The following is a 17,862-nucleotide window of genomic DNA, read 5'->3' as shown; positions in this document are numbered from 1 at the left end:
TTGTTACAATAAAGGCAATGAGATGGAGGAGGAATTCGATGAAATATATTTTATATGTTCTTTCTTTTTTCTGCCTGCTCATCGGCGGCGGTGCCTGGTTCTTTTATAACCATCCTGTCGGTGTCATCGGCGTTATCCTGTCGCTGTATATCCTGTATCGCCTGGAACGGCAGCCGCACAAACTTTTTTTGAAGTGGCCCGGTGGAAAAGAGAAGGGAGCCAGCCGTGACCAGGCGGCCTTTGAAAAGGCTGTCAGCGATTTCAACCGCATGGAAGCGGAACGATTGGGGCTGACCGACCCGGACCTGCGCCGGACCGTTGCCAATATGCAGCACATTGCCCGTAACTTCCTCTACTATTTACAGCAGTATCCCGAACGGATCGGACTGGCAGAACACTTCATCGATTACTATCAGGACCGGGCCGTCTACATGGTCCATAAATATAAGAAATTGGCCGTAACAGGCGTCAAGACGGACAAAGTGGTCAACACGCAGAACAAGCTCAAGACCCTGCTCAGCCAACTCGACCAGGCCTATGAAGAACAGTTCACGCAGGTCATGGAAGCGGAATTAGTGACCATCGACGGAGAAACGACGGTCATGGCCCAGAACCTGTCTGCCCAAGGCCTGTACGACCCGGAGGTTGCCGCGCGGAGAAAGAAGCCGTCGTCCCTGAAAGGCTCCCTGGCTCAGTGGAAGCAGAAAACCGCCGACCGCTTCGATGCCTATACGGACGGGACCTTCTCGTCGATTACACCGGAACTGCGCCATAAAATCAACGAAGAGCGCCTGATTACAGCCGTCCTGGCCTTCTTCCTGGGCTCCTTCGGCATCCATTACTTCTATTTGAAGCGCCCTGTCCGCGGGGCCATCTACGCCCTCTTCTGCTGGACCCTCATCCCAGGCTTCCTGGGCCTGCGCGAAGGCATCCGCTACTTCAACATGACGACCGATGAATTTTACTATGCCGATTATTTGCATAAATACGGCGCTTAACTCCATAAATAAAGTGAAACACGAGTATAATACTCATGAGTATTATACTCGTGTTTCACTTTATTTGTAATGCGCTTTCTTAGATTTCTACGTTGAAGTGTTTGAGAATCATTTTTTCGGCGTCTGCGTTCCACAGTCCTTTGTGTCTTTGCAGCATTTGTCCAGCTCCTTAATATATGTAGTGAACGTACTCCCACCTATAGAGGCGGGAGCTTCCTGCTTCAACGAGAACAGCGCTACTGACTCCAAAGAGTTGCGGCGGCTTACACTCTCTCCACAGGCGTAGATTCCCGTGCGACCCACGGTATTTTATGGATTACGTCAGGCAGATATCCGCCTGGCTTCTTCTCGGATATTTATGGCAGCGTTCTTATCGCGATTATGGTGACTGCCACATTTAGGGCAATCCCATTCCCTTACAGATAAGTCCTTGGTTTCGTGGTTCTGATATCCGCAAACATGGCACAGTTGGCTGCTTGGATACCACTTGTCTATCTTGATAAGCTTTTTGCCTTGCCAAGCCAATTTATATTCCAACATGTTCGTGAACATATTCCAGCCATTGTCAGCTACGGATTTGCCAAAGCTGAACTTGCCACCCTTTTTCCGCTTTGCCATCGCTTTGACACTAATATCCTCAATGCCAATGACATCATAGCGGTCTGCGAGATAGCGAGCCTTCTTATGCAGGAAATCCCGCCGTTGATTGGCTACTTTCTCATGGAGAATAGCTACGCGCAGCCTTTGTTTTTCTCTGTTGTGACTTCCTTTTTGCTTGTTGGATAGCTTTCGCTGTGCCTTAGCCAATCTTTTCTCTGCCGTTCGCAGGAAACTGGGATACTTAGCATCCGCCTCATCGGAAGCCACATACAAGCCGTGCATCGCAAAATCCAGCCCCAGGAAGGTCTTCGGTATGACCGGGAGTATTTGGTTTTCATACTCCACTAGCATACTGATATAGTACTTTCCTGATGGCGTCTGGCTGATGGTTACGGTCTTTATGATACTGTTCTCCGGCAAGGGACGATGCTGGCATAGTTTCACCCAGCCGACTTTCGGCAGTTTCACCTTATGGCCCTCGATTCGGACAGAGCCCTTCTGGTTGTTCGTGGAATACGAAGCACGACAATTCTTCTTGGACTTGAAGCGCGGCTTGCCGAAATGCTTGCTGTCATTCCAAAAGTGACTGTAGGCCTTATTGAGGTTCATTTGGGCATTGGCAAGGGCTAAACTATCTACTTCCTTTAACCAGGGGAATTCTTCCTTGTACTGCGCAGGCGTGTTATTCAGCTTTTGGCCGGTTTCCTTATAATAGTCAATGCGGTCACTCAGCATCTTGTTGTAGATGAATCGGACACACCCAAAGGTCTTGGCAAACATCATTTTCTGTGCCGTTGTCGGATAGATTCTGTATCGGTATGCCTTATTCACTATCATCACCTGCCTTGACTTTCCCAATCCTTTCACTCTTACCACTGATTATACTGCAACTCAACTTGTGAAGCCATTGTTTTTCTGATGGCATCGAGCCCTCAGAAAAACCTGCAATTCATCTCACCGCCTAAAGAGGCGAGAGACTTCTTGCAGAATTAGGTTAAAAGACAGGCAATTTGAGGTTGTCTTTTTACAGGCTTCATTCCTACTAGCGGTAACGCAGTTTGTGGTATAATGAAGGTAAAAAATCACGAAGAGGAGGTGTTGATATGGGGGCGAAAGCCGTGATTATCGATCACGAACCACTGATGGCGGCGCAGTTAAAAAAAATGTTACAGCAGGGGAAACCAGCTATCGAGGTGAAAGCGATATGCTATGAAGGGGAGCAGGCCATGGCCTGTCTGGCAGCTCATCAACCGGATATCGTCTTTTTGACCCTGGAAATGCCACGGGTCAGCGGCATGACTATTGCCAAGCAGATTGAAGCGGAAAAAGAGCCTCATCCGGCCATTGTCTTTGTCACGGGCCAGCGCGATTTCATTTCTCAGACGCTGCGGCTCAATGTCCTCGATTATCTGGTCAAGCCGGTTACAGAAGGTGAAGTCCGGCGGGTTGTCGAAAAGTTCTGTGCCGTCTATACAAAAAAAGAAGCCCCTTCACAGGAAGGCGCTTCTCTGACGGCCGCCGACGGCGGCGAACGGCCTAGTTATGCCCGGCGCTTTTCCGTCGATGAAGGTGATAAGATAAAACTCATCGCAACGGAAGATATCCGCCTGGTCTATGCGGAAAAGCGCAAGGTCTATTTGGTTACTCTCTCAGGCCGGACTTATCCCAGCCATCTCAGTCTGGTCCAGTTTGAAAAGCGCCTGCCTGAAGACATCTTTTTCCGCTGTCACCGCAATTACATCGTCAATATCGATGAAGTCCAGCAAATTGAACCGTGGTTCAATCATCAATACGTCCTCATCCTGAAAGGGATGGAAGACCAGCCCGTGCCTATCGGCCGATCGTATGTCAAGAAGCTCCGGCAGTACGTCGACTTATAGGTTCAAGGCAGACTAAAGTAGGCTTTAAGGCTCTCCGGCAAATGACAGCATTTTGATAATGCATAGATTGCAGGATGAGGGTGAAAAAATGCCTGGTTGTTATAGAATAATGGCAAGCCATATGATATAATTCAAAGTAAAGCCTTGTAAAGAATATGAAAGAATCGTGTGAATTTTGATAAAGGCTTATTCTTATCTTTTCGTTAAGGAGATCGATGATTATGGCATTCCACTTAAAGCCCAAGGAAGAAAAATTCTTTTCCCTATTGGACCAGCATGCGACGTTGAGCTATGAAGCGGCTGAATTACTGAGCCAGGCTATTAACGGCGAAGTCGCAAAAGAAACGGCGCTGGAAAAAATCGACGCCCTGGCCGACCAGGCCGATGCATTGGTCATGGAAACGATGAAGCGCCTGCAAAAGACATTCATTACGCCTATGGACCGGGAAGATATCCAGCAGCTGATCGACCAGCTCGATGCGGCAATCGATAACATCAGTGAAATCATGGATAAAATGTGCATGTACCAAGTCGGTGAAGCGACGGATGGGGCTAAAAAGATGGCGACCATTACGGCTAAGGCCATGAAGGAAATACGCAAGTCCATTGGCTACATGAAGGATCTCAAGAAGAATTACCTCAAAGTCGAAGCGCGGAGCAAGAAAGTGTTGAAATTGGAACAGGACTGCGACGACTTATATCATGAAGAAATGGCGAACTTGTTCAAGAACTGCAAGGACCCCATCGAAATCATCAAGTGGAAGGAAATTCTTCAGTCTGTCGAAGACGTTACTGATGATTGTGAAGATTTAGTCGTTACGTTCAGAAGGGTTGTATTGAAGTATGCCTGAGCATTGGTTAATATGGGCCATCGTACTGCTGGCCGTTCTCTTTGATTATATTAATGGCTTCCACGATACGGCGAATGCCATCGCGACCAGTGTTTCGACGCGGGCCATTTCACCGCGTCACGCTATCATGATGGCGGCGTGCCTGAATTTTGCCGGTGCTATGATCAGTACCGGCGTCGCTAAGACCATTGGCGGCGATTTAGTCCTCAATCCGGCTGAAATCAGCTTAGAAGTCATCGTAGCTGCTCTTATCGGCTCGATTATCTGGAATGTCATCACTTGGTACTATCGCATACCGAGCAGTTCATCCCATTCGTTGATTGGTGGCGTCATCGGTGCCGTTTGCATCAGCGTCGGGCCGGCAGCTCTCGATATGGGCGGTATCGGCAAGATTATCCTGTCTTTGATCTTGTCGCCTGTCGTCGCCTTGATTACGGGCTATTTCGTCATGATCGGCATCCTCTGGGTCGTCCGTAAATATTCCCCGCTAGCCCTGAACCGGCAGTTCCGCAAGATGCAGCTCTTGTCGGCCAGTTTGATGGCTTTTTCCCACGGCTCCAATGATGCCCAGAAAGCCATGGGGATCATTGCCCTGGCTCTCTTATCTGGCGGTTATATTGAAACCATGGAAATCCCGATTTGGGTCAAGATGGCCTGCGCCACGTCGATGGCCCTGGGGACGTCGGCCGGCGGCTGGCGCATCATCTCCACGATGGGGACGAAAATCTTCAAGATGGAATCGATCAACGGTTTTGCAGCGGATTTGAACTCGTCTATCGTCATCTTTACGGCGACTTTCCTCCACCTGCCCGTCAGTACGACCCACGTCGTATCGGGCTCCATCATGGGTATCGGTTCAGCCGAACGCGTCCGCGCCGTCCATTGGGGTGTCGCCCGCAGTATGCTCGTCGCCTGGGTCGTTACCATCCCCATCAGTGCCCTTATGTCGGCAATCATTTTCAAAATTATCGATTTTCTTTAAGACTATGTTTGAGGTTTAGTGTGTGAAACTAACCACTAGCCACTAACCACTAAAAAAGCGCTGTCTTCATGGGACAGCGCCTTTTTCTTTTGAGGATGTCTACCCCGAAGTATATTATAGATATACTTTGGGGCACTGGAGTTACAGAATTAAAACTATACTTTTTTTGTCTTTTATTGTATAATACTAAATATAGACAACAAGGGGGTAGAAATATGAGATTGAATCAGGCTACGGACTATGCCTTCCGCATGGTCCTCTATTTGGCGTCTCTCCCGGAAGGCACGAAGATTACCGGCGCGGCGCTGGCTGAAAAACAGAATATACCGGAACGCTTTTTATTGAAAATCATGCGCAGTCTCACCAAGGCTGGCATCATGAAGTCTTACCGCGGTGTCGAAGGCGGCTTCGCCCTGCAGCGGGCTCCCAAGGATATCACCCTCTTTGACATCATCGATGCCGTCGAAGGGCAGACGGAACTGCAGCGCTGTCTCCATGATATCGGCTCGTGCAGCCGCGGCTGCAGCGGCATGTGCTCTATTTATGCCGCTTTTGCCGACATCCAGCGCGACCTGGCGGCCCGCCTGAAGTCCATCAACTTCGAGACACTGGCCAAACAGGAAGCCAATCTGCGCATGGTCCATGAAGCAGAAGCGCAGCTGACGGCCAAAAAAGAAGCGGCAGAAAAGTGAGCTTGTAGTACGGAGTTTGTAGAAGAGGGCTTTAAATTTAAAACCCTCCGCTAACCACGAGCCATTAGCTGCTAGCCACTAAAAAGGGCTTGTCACCGACGACAAGCCCTTTTTTTTATGCCCAAAATATTGTAAAATAAGGATACCCATTTTATTTTTATTCTCGTTGTGTGGAGTGAAGCCCTATGTACCTACCCCTTCAAGGTTTCATCAGCAGCTTCCGGCTGCTCGATATATTGGATATCCTGCTCGTCGCTTTTGTCCTCTATAAATTATTCATCCTCATCCGCAATACCCGGGCCGTGGCCCTGATCAAGGGCCTGCTGGTCCTGGGCGTGGTCACTGTCGTCAGCAAGGTCCTCGACCTGCACGTCATCAACTGGATGCTGCAGCAGGGGATGACGGTCATCCTCGTCGCCCTGCCTGTCGTCTTCCAGCCGGAATTGCGGCGGGCCCTGGAACAAATCGGCCGGGGCCGTTTCTTTCGTTCCGGCCAGGTCATCAGCATGGAAGAACTGGAACGGCTCATCGATGAAATCGTGGCTATCAGTGAATCCCTGTCAAAGACCCATACAGGAGCGCTCATCGTCTTTGAACGCGAAGTAGGCCTTAACGACTACATCGACACAGGCATCGCCATCGACGGCCTGGTGTCGCGGGAACTGTTGGGGAATATCTTCATTCCCAATACGCCCCTTCACGATGGCGCCGTCATCATCCGGGAAAACCGGATCATGGCTGCCGGCTGTCTGCTGCCGTTGACGTCGGACCGGTCGCTGTCGACGGAATTAGGGACGCGTCATCGGGCGGCTATCGGCATCAGTGAACTGGCCGATGCCGTCGTCGTCGTCGTCAGCGAAGAAACGGGCTCCATTTCTTATACCTATGGCGGTCATATTTATCGTCACCTCGACGGCAATGCCCTGCGCAATGTCCTGAAGACGTTCTTGAACAGGACGCCTCAGGGCCTGGCCAATATTTTTAAATGGAGGCCTTAGCTTATGAACAAGATTGATAAAAAATGGCAGCTCAAAATAATCTGCCTTCTCCTGGCTATCGTCTTGTGGTTCGTCATCATCAACGAACAGAATCCCCTCAGTGAAGGCAGTTATACCGTACCGATCACTGTAGAGAACCTCGACTCCCAGTATATTACGTCCAACGTGCCCAAGACGGTCTATGTCCGCCTGTCGGGACCGCGCAATACGATCATCAACGTCGGGCCGTCGGATATCAAGGCCTATATTGACTTGTCCAGTGTCCAGGAAGGGGAAGTAGAGGTCCCGGTCCACATCGAGATCCCCAGCGGGACGGAGCTGAAGAAGCAGAGCATGACGTCGACGAAAATCACAGTCGATGTCTATACGGTCAAAGAATTTAAATTGACGCCCCATGTCGTCGGCAAACTGGATGACAAGGATTTTATCAGCGATTTGAAAATCGTACCGGAGAAAGTCGTCGTCAGCGGGGCGCGCCGCCTCATCCAGCACGTCAGCCAGGCAGTCGTAGACATTCCGGTCAATCAGCGCAATGGCGACTTTGCTATTATGGCGCCGATTCATTTGTACCAGGCTGATGGCACGCCTGTCGAAGGACTGGAAATGACGCCCTGGCAGAGCAATGTCAAAGTGGCCATTGCCCATGATGCCGTGGCCAAGACGGTGCCTCTCAACCTGAACGCTACGGGCCAGACGGCCTGGAAGACCGTCACGGTCCAGCCGATGTCGGTCCAGGTCCGCGGTGAAGCCGATACGCTGAAGAATATCAGCTCCATCGATTTGCCAGATATCGATGTGGAAAACATGACGGAAGAAAAGACCTGGAAAGTGCTGATTCCGCCCATTGATGGCGTCGTCATAGACCCTGATGAAGTCGACGCCACACTGCATATTAAGAAAGATGAGTAGAAAGGGAGAAGATTGTGCTTAGAGTATTGAATATCCGCACGGCTGTGCCCATGAAGAAGCCTTTGGAAGCGTTAGTCGCCAAGAAGCTCCGCTGCAGCCGCAGCGATATTTCCCGCCTTATCATTGTCCGCCGGTCCATCGACGCCCGGCGGAAGCCGCGGATTTATTTCGTTTTTACGGTCGATGTGGAATTCGTCGACGAAAGCCGCGTTTGGAAGCGCTGTCGTGACAATAAGGATGTCCGCCAGCTGGCTGAGTCGCCGGCGCCGGATATCCGTCCCGGTACGCAGCCGCTGGCCCACCGGCCCATCGTCATCGGGACCGGCCCGTCCGGCCTGGCGGCAGCCCTGGCCCTGGCTGAACACGGCTATGCGCCTATCGTCTTTGAACGGGGGTGTGACGTCGATACCCGCACGAAAGACGTTGAAGATTTTTGGCGCGGCGGCCCCTTCAAGGCATCGTCGAACGTCCAGTTCGGCGAAGGCGGAGCGGGGACCTTTTCCGATGGGAAATTGACGACCCGCGTCAATCATCCGCTGCTGCGGCGCATTTTGCAGACTTTCGTCGATGCCGGAGCGCCGGAAGACATCCTGTATGCCTATAATCCCCACGTCGGGACCGATGTCCTGCGCCGCGTCGTCAAGAATATGCGCCACACCATCGAGGCGCAGGGCGGCGAAGTCCATTTTTCCAGCTGTGTCACGGCAATCCATCGCGACGATCGCGGACGCATCACGTCGGTGACCGTCAACAGCTGCGATGAGTACCCGGCAGAGCTGGTCGTCATGGGCGTCGGCCACAGTGCCCGCGATACGTATTACATGCTCCATGACCAGGGCATTACCCTGGAAAAGAAGCCTTTTGCCGTCGGTGTGCGTATCGAACATTCCCAGGATGTCATTGACCGGGCCCAATATGGCTGCCCGGCAGCCGACCTCGGCCTGGAACCGGCCGATTACGCCCTGGTCTATCACAGCCCGGAAGGGCGGTCGTGCTATTCTTTCTGCATGTGTCCCGGCGGTGTCGTCGTCGGCGCGGCTTCGGAAGAAGGGCGGGTCGTCACCAATGGCATGAGCCTGTATCGACGTGACAGCGGCATCGCCAACAGTGCTGTCGTCGTCAACGTCACAGCCGACGACATGGGCGGCGACAGCCCCCTGGCGGGGATCGAATTCCAGCGCCGCTATGAAGCCCTGGCCTATCAGGCCGGCGGCAGCAATTATCACGCGCCGGCTCAGACCGTCGGGGCTTTCCTCAGCCGTCCTGGAGCACCGCAGGAAGGGCCCATCCATTCCTATCGTCCCGGCGTGACCTGGACGGATCTGCATGAGGTCCTGCCAGGTTTCGTTACGACGACACTGGAACAGGCCCTGCCTTATTTTGGGCGGCGGATCCACGGTTTTGACGATGACGATGTCGTCATGACCGGCGTCGAAACCCGGACCAGCGCCCCGGTACGCATTGTCCGCGGCGAAGACCGCATGGCCCTGGGGGCGGCAGGCCTTTATCCCATCGGGGAAGGGGCTGGCTATGCCGGCGGCATTATGAGCGCTTTTTTGGATGGCCTGGAAACGGCGATTGAAATCATCCGTAAATATCAACCTTTGGAGGTAAAGTAAATGGCTAGATTGTTTGGAACTGATGGAGTACGAGGTATTGCCAATGATTCGTTGACACCGGAATTGGCATATCATTTGGGCAGAGCAGCTGCCTATATTTTTGGGCAGAACAAAGAACACCCGACCTTTCTCATCGGCCGGGATACCCGCCGTTCCGGCACTATGCTGGCAGACATCCTGGCCGCCGGTATCGCTTCGGCTGGTGGTGACTGCTACATGGTAGGCGTCATTCCGACTCCGGCCATTGCCTACCTGACGCGGACTCATCATATGGATGCCGGCGTCATGATTTCGGCGTCGCATAATCCCTTTGAATACAACGGCATCAAGTTCTTCGACGGCTTTGGCTATAAGCTGCCTGACGAAACGGAAGACAAAATCGAAGAATGTATGCTCAAAGATGAACGGGCTGCCCTTCAGAGCCGTCCGACCGGGGCCGCTATCGGCACGATTTCGACGTGGACCGATTTACAGCAGGAATATGCCGATTTCATCTGCAAATCGACGGATGTCGACTTGTCGGGCCTGAAAGTCGTCCATGACGGGGCCAATGGTTCCGCTTCGGTCTTGGGGCCGGAAATCCTCAAACGCCTGGGCGCCGAAGTCATTGCCATCCATCATGAACCGAACGGCATAAATATCAATGACAACTGCGGCTCTACCCATTTGGAAAGCTTAAAGGAAACGGTTCTCAAGTATGGGGCCGACGTAGGGATTGCTAACGACGGCGATGCCGACCGCTGCCTGGCTGTCGATGAAAAGGGTCAGGAAATGGATGGCGACCAGATTATGCTCCTCTGCGCCATGAAATTGAAGGCCGAAGGCCGGCTCAAACAGAATACCGTCGTCGGTACGGTCATGAGCAATATCGGTTTCCACAAAGCCCTGAAGGAAATGGGCTGCCAGACGGAAATTACGGCTGTCGGCGACCGCTATGTCCTGGAAAAGATGCGCAAAGATGGCTATTCCCTCGGCGGCGAACAGTCGGGCCATATCATCTTCCTCGACTACAATACGACTGGTGACGGCCTGCTCACGGCGGTCCAGCTGCTGAGCATCATGAAACAGCAGCAGAAGCCCTTGTCGGAACTGGCCAGGCTGATGACGCGCTATCCGCAGATTTTGAAAAATGTTCGCGTTCAGACGAAATCGGGATGGGAAGACAATAACCTCATCATGGCCGCCATCTCGGCTGGCGAAGAAGAGTTGGGTGATGAAGGCCGCATCCTCGTCCGCCCGTCGGGCACAGAACCCTTGATCCGTGTCATGGCAGAAGGACCGGACCTGGAACAGCTCGAACGCATCGTCGATGACATCGCCGTCGTCGTCGAACACGAAATGGGCCCGTCTAAGTAGGTATTGACAAAACCTTGCAAATATATTAAAGTGTGGGAATGGAGTTCCTGGAACTCTTTCCTGCACTTTTTTTATGCAGGCGTCTGGAAATCCTTGACGATATAATGGATAGCGCTAGTGCCTGATGGATTCAGGCAGACGAGGTAGAGAAGTATCGAAATAGTCAGCGGATGTCTCTCGGCAGCTTCAGCCGTTATATGGCGGAAAAACACGATGGTAACGTCGTCGACAAGTTCGTCATAAGAAGGAACATTTTCATATCAGGAGGATATAACTATGTGTGGTATTGTAGGTTACATCGGAGACAGAGAAGCAGCGGATTTTTTGATGGATGGACTGGCCAAGCTGGAATATCGTGGTTATGACTCGGCCGGTATCGCCGTCTACAACGACGGCGCCATCGCTGTACGCAAAAAAGCAGGCCGTCTGGTCAATCTGGCTGAAGAAGTCAAGGCTCACCCCGTCGTAGGGACACTGGGCATCGGTCATACCCGCTGGGCGACACACGGTGGCCCGTCGGACGTCAATGCCCATCCCCATACGGATGAAAAGGGGAACTTCGCCATCGTCCACAACGGTATCATCGAAAACTACATGGAATTGAAGGAAGAACTCCTCAAAAAAGGGTATCACTTCAAGTCGGAAACGGATACGGAAGTCGTCGCGCACCTCTGCGCCGACATGTACGACGGAGATTTCACCAGCACCGTCCGCAAGGTTCTGGCCTGTCTGCGCGGTTCCTATTCGTTGGTCTTCATGTGCAAGTTTGAACCGGATAAGATCATTTGCAGCAAGAAAGACAACCCCCTCATCATCGGCCTCGGCCAGGGGGAAAATTACATCGCTTCGGATATTCCGGCCATCCTCAGCTACACCCGCAAGACGTACATCATGAACGATGGGGAAATCGCCATCGTCATGAAGGATAATGTCTGGGTCACGGACCTCGAAGGCAAGCCCATTTCCAAGAAGGTCTTTGAAGTCAACTGGGATGCTGAAGCAGCTGAAAAGGGCGGCTTTGAACACTTCATGCTCAAGGAAATCTACGAACAGCCGAAGGCTATCAAAGATACCATGAGCTGCCGCATCACCAAAGATGGCAAGCACGTCCATTTTGAAGAATTGAACTGGACGCCGGAAGACGTCAAATCGATCGGCAAGATTTTGATTACTGCCTGCGGTACGGCCTACCATGCCGGCCTTTTGGCCAAGTATTTCATTGAAAAACTGGCCCGCATCCCCGTCGAAGTCGACATCGCTTCGGAATACCGTTACCGCGATCCCTTGACGGACAGCAAAACCCTGTGCATCGTCATCAGTCAGTCCGGGGAAACCATCGACACCCTGGCAGCCCTGAAAGAAGCCAAACGCCGTGGCGCCCGTTCCCTGGCCGTCACCAACGTTGTCGGTTCGTCTATTTCCCGTGAAGCCGACCAGGTCGCTTATACCTGGGCTGGCCCGGAAATCGCCGTCGCTTCGACCAAGGCCTATACGACGCAGCTGGTCACGCTCCTGCTCCTGTCCCTGTACATGGGCCGCTTGAACGGGAACCTGCCCGTAGATCGGGAAGAAAAAATCCTGGCTGATTTGACCAAACTGCCGGATCAGTGCCAGGCCATCTTCGACCAGGTCGATTTCATCAAAGGTCTTTGCAGTGCTTTCAAAGATAAAGAAGACGTCTTCTTCATCGGCCGTTCCATGGACTACGGCCTGGCTATGGAAGGTGCCCTGAAATTGAAGGAAATCTCCTATATCCATGCTGAATCCTATGCCGGCGGCGAACTGAAACACGGCACGTTGTCCCTCATCGAAGCCGGTGTCCCCGTCATCGCCCTGGCTACCCAGCTGGAAGTCGAAGAAAAGATGATCAGCAACATCAAGGAAGTCAAAGCCCGCGATGCCTATGTCGTCGGCGTCGTCCAGGATGGCGATACGGAAGTCGGCAAGACCGTCGATGATTTGATCAAAGTACCGGCATCGGACGATTTCGTCGTTCCTATCCTGGCCATCATCCCCTTGCAGCTCCTGGCCTATTACATCGCTGTCAGCCGTGGCAACGACGTAGATAAACCGCGTAACCTGGCTAAGAGCGTTACTGTAGAATAAAAGCCGTTGTTCGTTTGCAGTTCATCGTTCATCGGAGGGCTGCTAGCCACTAGCTGATAACTGCTAACCCCTTTTTTTTGTCCTGGTTATTCTCCGTTCGGCAGAATAATATCTCCTTTCGTCATGGAAAAGAGGCGGCCGTCTTCGTTTTTCCGTATACTATACTTAACGAAATGACAGTGATGATTGTAGATATATGTGAGGTGTTGTCTTATGTCACGATTTATAAATAACCTGAAACGCCGCGTTGCTAAAGAACAGAAGAAAATCGTCCTGCCGGAATCGGAAAGCCGCCGCGTCCTGCAGGCTGCCGAACGGGTCCAGGCCGAAGGCTTTGCCCGGCCCATCCTCATCGGCCGTCCCCAGAGTATCGTCGAAGTCGCTTCGGAATACCAGATCGATATGGACGGGATTGAAATCATCGACCCTGAAACGTACCCCATGATGGATAAGTTCTGCCAATATTATGCCAAACGGCGGGCTAAGAAGGGCATGAGCCTGGAAGAAGCCCGGAAAGTCCTGTCAGAAAATTACATCTTCTTTGCAGCCTGTCTGGTTGCCTTCGATATTGCCGACGGCATGGTCGCCGGTGCGGTGGCCACGTCGTCGGAAGTCATCCGGGCGGCTCTGCAGGTCATCGGTCCTCATCCCGGCCTGTCGACGGTCAGCAGTTCTTTCATCATGATTACCGATAAGCCCCAGTTCGGCGATGACGGTATCTTCGTCGTCGGCGACTGCAGTGTCGTCATCGAGCCGACGCCGCAGCAGCTGGCCGATATTGCTGTCAGCTGTGTCGAACGGGCCCGCCGGACGGCGCAGATGCTCGATCCGAAAGTAGCATTCCTATCGTATTCGACCATGGGCAGCGGTGCCGGCGAAGAAGTCGACCGCGTCCGCGAGGCCGTCCGCCTGCTGCGGGACCGCAATGTCGATTTTGAATTCGACGGCGAAATGCAGGCCGATGCCGCGCTGGTACCGCGCATTGCCCGCCAGAAAGCACCGGGTTCGGCCGTAGCCGGTCAGGCCAATGTCCTCATTTTCCCGAACCTCGTTTCCGGCAACATCTGCTATAAAGTATTGGAACACCTGGCCGGGGCTACGGCCTTGGGACCGCTCCTCCAGGGCCTAGCCAAGCCGGTCATGGATTTGTCCCGCGGCTGTACGCCTGAAGATATTACCGACGTCATCGCCATTTGCTGCAGCGATGCCATCTACATGCAGGCTGAAAAGAAACGCGATATCGCCTTTACCAGCCGTTTTGAAAAGCTCGACCGCCGCGTAGCCGTCGAGAACCGCAATATTTCCATCCAGTTCGACCCGGAAAAATGCAAGAACTGTACTCTCTGCCGCCGGCGCTGTGCCGATGTCATGTCCATGACCGGTTATTATTCCCTGGAAAGTACCGGCGACGTGCCTATCTGCGTCCACTGCGGCCAGTGTTCCCTGACCTGCATGTTTGGGGCGACGACGACCGTATCCCAGCGTGATGCCATCCAGAAGGCCATCGACGATCCTAAGAAAGTCGTCATCTTCCAGACAGCGCCGGCTGTCCGCGTCGCCCTCGGCGATGAATTCGGACTGCCTTTCGGTTCGGTTGTCCAGGGCAAGATGATCGCCGCCCTGCGGGCCCTCGGTGGGGATTACGTCTTCGATACGAATTTCGGCGCCGATTTGACCATCATGGAAGAAGCATCGGAACTCTTATACCGCATGCATAACAAGAAAGAACTCCTGCCGCAGTTCACCAGCTGTTGTCCGTCGTGGGTCGAATTCACGGAAATCTTCTTCCCTGAACTGATTCCCCATCTGTCGACGGCTAAGAGCCCTATCAGTATGCTCAGTCCTATGATCAAGACGTATTTTGCCAAACGCATGAAGATCGACCCGGCCGATATCGTGACGGTCTGCGTGACGCCGTGTACGTCGAAGAAGGCGGAAATCGCCCGGCCGGAACGGAATGCTGCCGGCCGTTACTGGAAGAAACCGGAAATCCGCGATACGGACTACTGCATTACGACGCGGGAATTGGCGAAATGGATCAAAGACGCCCAAATCGACTTCAACAGCCTGAAAGATTCGGATTACGACCCCATCTTCGGCCAGTCCTCCGGCGGCGGCACGATTTTCGGCAACAGCGGCGGCGTCATGGAAGCGGCCCTGCGGACGTTGGTCTATTTGAAGACAGGCAAACCGGCTGATGAAGAATTCCTCCACTTTGAAGAAGTCCGCGGCCTGGAAGGCGTCAAGGAAGCGGCCCTGACCCTGGACAACGACATCATCCGCGTCGTTGCCATCAGTGGTCTGGCCAATGCCCGGCGCTTCATCAACCTCATGGAAGAAAAACATTCGTGGAAGAAATACGCCTTCATCGAAGTCATGGCCTGCCCAGGCGGCTGCATCGGCGGCGGTGGCCAGCCGAGAACGAAACTGCCACAGGAAATCCCGGCCAAACGCGCCCGCATCGAATCGCTTTACGGACTGGATGCACTGAACCAGATACGTGCCAGCTGGGAAAACCCGGAAATCCAGACACTGTATACCAAGTTCCTGGGTGAACCGCTCAGCGACCTGTCGGAATCCTTACTGCACACGCAGTATATCAACAAGCACTACATGCTGGGCAAAGAAGATAAAGTCCAGCCAGGCGTGAGCCATTAACGTGATTAGTGGTTCGTGGCTAGTGGCTTGTGGCTTCGTAGGGGCCGTCCCAGAGGGCGGCCCGCCTCTCCTGTTAGGAGAGGTGGCCCGAAGGGCCGGAGAGGTTAAACCTCTCAGTCAGCTGTAGCTGACAGCTCCCCTATAATGGGAGCCATTATACGAACTGCTAACAGCTAGCTGCTGACTGCTAAAAAGGCGCTGTCTTCATGCGACAGCGCCTTTTCACTTGCTTCCTTTCCCGTATGTCCTTATAATGAAAGGTAACATACATGATGCGGAAGGGAATCGATATGAGCCGGTATATTACGTCTTTGAAACAGCAGGCGGCCCAAAAGCCGCAAAGAATAGTTTTGCCTGAAAGTGATGATATCCGTATATTGCAGGCTGCCGACCGGGTATTGGCCGAGCAGCTGGCCATCCCCGTCCTTTTGGGGAAGGAAGGCGACATACAGGAACTGGCTTCACGGTATCAGCTCGATTTGGAAGGGGCTGAAGTGATTTATCCCAAGAAGTACCCTGGTTTAGAAAGCCTGGCCCAGACCTATGCGGATAAGCGGAAAGCCACTGGTATGACCTTGGAAGAGAGCCGCCGTTTTCTCTTGAATCATCCCTTGCATTTTGGGGCCGCCTTAGTCGCTGCCGGGGAAGCGGCCGGCATGGTAGCCGGTATCGAAACGCCGGCGCCGGAAGTGCTCCGGGCGGCTTTGCAGCTCATTGGGACACGGGATGACATCGATACGGTCAGCAGTTCTTTTATCGTCGTGACGGATATGATGCAGTTCGGTCATGACGGCGTCTTCGTCGTCGGCGATGGCGATGTCATTCCCGACCCGGACGAATACCAGTTGGCCGATATTGCCTGCAGCTGCGTCGAACGGGCACGGCGGACCCTGCACATTGCCTCGCCCAAAGTGGCCTTGCTGTCGTATTCGACCATGGGCAGTGACCGCGGTGCCGGTGCCGATAAAGTCCGCAAAGCCGTGCAGATCCTGAGTGACCGCAATGTCGATTTCATCTACGATGGAGAAATGGAGGCCGACGTGGCCCTGGTCCCGGCGTATGCTGCCGATTGGGCGCCCCGTTCGCCCGTGGCAGGGCAGGCCGATGTCCTCGTCTTTCCCGACCTCAATACGGGCAACATCTGCTGCAAGATGCTGGAACACGTCGCCGGGGCGACCGTTCTGGGGCCGCTGCTGCAGGGCCTGGCCAAACCGGTCATGGACCTGTCCCGGGCATCCACTGTCGATACCATCGTCGACACCATCGTCATCTGCTGCTGCGATGCGTGAGGGAACGCAGAACACAGTTCGCAGGCCGCAGGCCGCCTCGGACTCAGATGCGGCGTTCCGCCGCGACAGACTCAGACTGACAACATCGTCTCGAGTAATCCTCGGCTCGTAGAGGAGAACCGCTCCACCGCAAGCGGTCCCCCTCCCCTTCGCAGGGGCGGCTCACGCCCCGACCGGGGCCATCGTAGGGGCCGTCCTTTAACCTCTCAGACCGCCTTTGGCGGCCAGCTCCCCTATGAAGGGAGCCTTGGGCGACCGGCGGCCGGCGTCAAGGATTTGAAAAAATCCTTGACAATCTCTTTACATAGTAGTATACTAAATGAGCTGTCGGGGCAAGGCCCTGACACAGCAGGAGTTTCATCCTGTCGTGGTCTGCACCATGCAGACTGGGGTGATTGAACTTTGAAAAAAGTTCAAAACATCCTTGACAAGCTCTTCTGAGTTTGTTAAAATAAACAAGTCGTCGCCACCTGGTGATGACAACGATGACCTTTGAAAACTGAACAATGAACTGAATGAACGCCAACGTGCGAGGTTCTATTATATAGAACGTCAAACGATGAGTAATACCAATCAATAAACAAGAGCCAAACGCTCTTCCATATATCATGGAGAGTTTGATCCTGGCTCAGGACGAACGCTGGCGGCGTGCTTAACACATGCAAGTCGAACGAGAAGAGATGAGAAGCTTGCTTCTTATTGATTCGAGTGGCAAACGGGTGAGTAACGCGTAAGCAACCTGCCCTCTAGATGGGGACAACAGCTGGAAACGGCTGCTAATACCGAATACGTTCTTTCTGTCGCATGGCAGAAGGAAGAAAGGGAGGCTCTTCGGAGCTTTCGCTGGAGGAGGGGCTTGCGTCTGATTAGCTAGTTGGAGGGGTAACGGCCCACCAAGGCGACGATCAGTAGCCGGTCTGAGAG

At 53.2% G+C, this 17,862-nt stretch carries 13 protein-coding genes and 1 rRNA gene; 13 read left to right on the top strand and 1 reads right to left on the bottom strand.

Annotated elements, in window-relative coordinates; translation table 11 throughout:
- Positions 1–38 precede the first annotated feature (38 nt).
- Positions 39–998: a 5-bromo-4-chloroindolyl phosphate hydrolysis family protein gene (locus ACFCTO_RS07665; RefSeq protein WP_499876659.1), complete on the top strand. Its 960-nt coding sequence runs from the start codon at positions 39–41 to the stop codon at positions 996–998.
- Positions 999–1,319: 321 nt separating this feature from the next.
- On the opposite strand, the gene ACFCTO_RS07660 is transcribed toward ACFCTO_RS07665, so the two are convergent.
- Positions 1,320–2,435: an RNA-guided endonuclease TnpB family protein gene (locus ACFCTO_RS07660; RefSeq protein ID WP_499876658.1), complete on the bottom strand. Its 1,116-nt coding sequence runs from the start codon at positions 2,433–2,435 to the stop codon at positions 1,320–1,322.
- A gap of 281 nt (positions 2,436–2,716) precedes the next feature.
- Here ACFCTO_RS07660 and ACFCTO_RS07655 point away from each other — a divergent pair, with 281 nt between their 5' ends.
- The 12 genes from ACFCTO_RS07655 to ACFCTO_RS07600 form a co-directional block, all read left to right on the top strand.
- Complete coding sequence (locus ACFCTO_RS07655) at positions 2,717–3,478, top strand: LytR/AlgR family response regulator transcription factor (protein WP_302485572.1); 762 nt, start codon at positions 2,717–2,719, stop codon at positions 3,476–3,478.
- 221 nt (positions 3,479–3,699) lie between these two features.
- Entirely contained in the window at positions 3,700–4,329 is a 630-nt protein-coding gene (locus tag ACFCTO_RS07650; RefSeq protein WP_292300657.1) for a DUF47 domain-containing protein, read from the top strand.
- Positions 4,322–5,311 (top strand): inorganic phosphate transporter, encoded by a 990-nt coding sequence (locus tag ACFCTO_RS07645; RefSeq protein WP_292300658.1) that lies wholly within the window; start codon positions 4,322–4,324, stop codon positions 5,309–5,311. Before ACFCTO_RS07650 ends, ACFCTO_RS07645 begins: the two co-directional genes overlap by 8 nt.
- A gap of 215 nt (positions 5,312–5,526) precedes the next feature.
- Entirely contained in the window at positions 5,527–6,003 is a 477-nt protein-coding gene (locus ACFCTO_RS07640; protein WP_226885715.1) for an RrF2 family transcriptional regulator, read from the top strand.
- Positions 6,004–6,188: 185 nt separating this feature from the next.
- On the top strand, positions 6,189–7,001 hold the full coding sequence (cdaA, locus tag ACFCTO_RS07635) for a diadenylate cyclase CdaA (RefSeq protein WP_020310207.1): 813 nt from the start codon (positions 6,189–6,191) through the stop codon (positions 6,999–7,001).
- 3 nt (positions 7,002–7,004) lie between these two features.
- On the top strand, positions 7,005–7,910 hold the full coding sequence (locus ACFCTO_RS07630) for a CdaR family protein (protein WP_020310206.1): 906 nt from the start codon (positions 7,005–7,007) through the stop codon (positions 7,908–7,910).
- A gap of 14 nt (positions 7,911–7,924) precedes the next feature.
- Positions 7,925–9,529: an NAD(P)/FAD-dependent oxidoreductase gene (locus ACFCTO_RS07625; protein WP_302485573.1), complete on the top strand. Its 1,605-nt coding sequence runs from the start codon at positions 7,925–7,927 to the stop codon at positions 9,527–9,529.
- Positions 9,530–10,885, top strand: a complete 1,356-nt coding sequence (glmM, locus tag ACFCTO_RS07620; protein WP_303150125.1) for a phosphoglucosamine mutase — start codon at positions 9,530–9,532, stop codon at positions 10,883–10,885.
- A gap of 276 nt (positions 10,886–11,161) precedes the next feature.
- Complete coding sequence (gene glmS / locus ACFCTO_RS07615) at positions 11,162–12,991, top strand: glutamine--fructose-6-phosphate transaminase (isomerizing) (protein WP_292301588.1); 1,830 nt, start codon at positions 11,162–11,164, stop codon at positions 12,989–12,991.
- A 213-nt stretch (positions 12,992–13,204) separates the two neighbouring features.
- On the top strand, positions 13,205–15,649 hold the full coding sequence (gene pta / locus ACFCTO_RS07610; RefSeq protein WP_366665143.1) for a phosphate acetyltransferase: 2,445 nt from the start codon (positions 13,205–13,207) through the stop codon (positions 15,647–15,649).
- A gap of 290 nt (positions 15,650–15,939) precedes the next feature.
- On the top strand, positions 15,940–16,938 hold the full coding sequence (locus ACFCTO_RS07605) for a phosphate acyltransferase (protein WP_492001092.1): 999 nt from the start codon (positions 15,940–15,942) through the stop codon (positions 16,936–16,938).
- Positions 16,939–17,543: 605 nt separating this feature from the next.
- Positions 17,544–17,862: ribosomal RNA gene (locus tag ACFCTO_RS07600) — 16S ribosomal RNA — on the top strand; the annotation flags it as partial.

The organism is Megasphaera indica (genome assembly GCF_046614755.1).
Classification (GTDB): domain Bacteria; phylum Bacillota; class Negativicutes; order Veillonellales; family Megasphaeraceae; genus Megasphaera; species Megasphaera intestinihominis.
The sequence above is the reverse complement of the archived record's forward strand: the minus strand, read 5'-3'. Positions and strand labels throughout refer to the sequence as shown.

Bases quoted from the DNA above. Each gene is read 5' to 3' on its own strand.
- ACFCTO_RS07605 (WP_492001092.1), top strand. From the start codon at position 15,940: ATGAGCCGGTATATTACGTCTTTGAAACAGCAGGCGGCCCAAAAGCCG.
- ACFCTO_RS07650 (WP_292300657.1), top strand. From the start codon at position 3,700: ATGGCATTCCACTTAAAGCCCAAGGAAGAAAAATTCTTTTCCCTATTG.
- ACFCTO_RS07645 (WP_292300658.1), top strand. From the start codon at position 4,322: ATGCCTGAGCATTGGTTAATATGGGCCATCGTACTGCTGGCCGTTCTC.
- pta (WP_366665143.1), top strand. From the start codon at position 13,205: ATGTCACGATTTATAAATAACCTGAAACGCCGCGTTGCTAAAGAACAG.
- cdaA (WP_020310207.1), top strand. From the start codon at position 6,189: ATGTACCTACCCCTTCAAGGTTTCATCAGCAGCTTCCGGCTGCTCGAT.
- ACFCTO_RS07630 (WP_020310206.1), top strand. From the start codon at position 7,005: ATGAACAAGATTGATAAAAAATGGCAGCTCAAAATAATCTGCCTTCTC.
- ACFCTO_RS07660 (WP_499876658.1), bottom strand. From the start codon at position 2,435: ATGATAGTGAATAAGGCATACCGATACAGAATCTATCCGACAACGGCA.
- glmM (WP_303150125.1), top strand. From the start codon at position 9,530: ATGGCTAGATTGTTTGGAACTGATGGAGTACGAGGTATTGCCAATGAT.
- ACFCTO_RS07640 (WP_226885715.1), top strand. From the start codon at position 5,527: ATGAGATTGAATCAGGCTACGGACTATGCCTTCCGCATGGTCCTCTAT.
- glmS (WP_292301588.1), top strand. From the start codon at position 11,162: ATGTGTGGTATTGTAGGTTACATCGGAGACAGAGAAGCAGCGGATTTT.
- ACFCTO_RS07665 (WP_499876659.1), top strand. From the start codon at position 39: ATGAAATATATTTTATATGTTCTTTCTTTTTTCTGCCTGCTCATCGGC.